Annotated in this window: 2 protein-coding genes; both read left to right on the top strand. The window is 61.2% G+C overall.

The window, feature by feature from the left end:
* The coding region (gene nuoH, locus ACIP0B_RS28580) for an NADH-quinone oxidoreductase subunit NuoH (protein ID WP_400838579.1) at positions 1-664 on the top strand (664 nt) is incomplete at its 5' end.
* A gap of 11 nt (positions 665-675) precedes the next feature.
* A partial coding sequence (gene nuoI, locus ACIP0B_RS28585; RefSeq protein WP_400838582.1) for an NADH-quinone oxidoreductase subunit NuoI occupies positions 676-1,060 on the top strand: 385 nt, incomplete at its 3' end.

A 1,060-nucleotide genomic window follows, 5' to 3' on the forward strand; every position in this document is an offset into this window, starting at 1 on the left:
CCTGCTGTTCTTCTTCGCCATGGCCGGTCTGTCGGTCTACGCGGTGCTGTTCGCCGGCTGGTCGAGCAACAACAAGTTCGCCCTCCTGGGCAGCTTGCGCGCCTCGGCCCAGACCGTGTCCTACGAAGTGTTCATGGGCCTGGCCCTGATGGGCATCGTGGTGCAGGTCGGCTCGTTCAACATGCGCGACATCGTCGAGTACCAGGCGCAGAACCTGTGGTTCATCATTCCGCAGTTCTTCGGCTTCTGCACCTTCTTCATCGCTGGCGTGGCCGTGACTCACCGTCACCCGTTCGACCAGCCGGAAGCGGAACAGGAACTGGCCGACGGCTACCACATCGAATACGCCGGCATGAAATGGGGCATGTTCTTCGTCGGCGAGTACATCGGCATCATCCTGATCTCGGCGCTGCTGGTCACGCTGTTCTTCGGCGGCTGGCACGGCCCGTTCGGCATCCTGCCGCAACTGTCCTTCGTCTGGTTCGCACTCAAGACCGCGTTCTTCATCATGCTGTTCATTCTGCTGCGCGCCTCTATCCCGCGCCCGCGCTATGACCAGGTGATGGACTTCAGCTGGAAATTCTGCCTGCCACTGACCCTGATCAATTTGCTGGTGACCGCTGCAATCGTGTTGTGGAACACGCCTGCAGTCGCGGTTCAGTGAGGACTTGACCCATGTTCAAATATATTGGCGACATCATTAAGGGTACCGGTACCCAGTTGCGCAGTCTGGTCATGATCTTCGGTCATGGCTTCCGCAAGCGCGACACCCTGCAATACCCCGAAGAGCCGGTCTACCTGCCGCCGCGCTACCGTGGCCGCATCGTGCTGACCCGCGACCCCGACGGCCAGGAGCGTTGCGTGGCGTGCAACCTGTGCGCCGTGGCCTGCCCGGTCGGTTGCATCTCGCTGCAGAAAGCCGAAACGGAAGACGGTCGCTGGTACCCGGACTTCTTCCGCATCAACTTCTCGCGCTGCATCTTCTGCGGCCTCTGCGAGGAAGCCTGCCCGACCACCGCGATCCAGCTGACCCCGGATTTCGAGATGGCCGAGCTCAAAC

Origin of the sequence: Pseudomonas sp. NPDC089534 (genome assembly GCF_044749305.1) — a bacterium.
Lineage (GTDB): Bacteria > Pseudomonadota > Gammaproteobacteria > Pseudomonadales > Pseudomonadaceae > Aquipseudomonas > Aquipseudomonas ekonensis.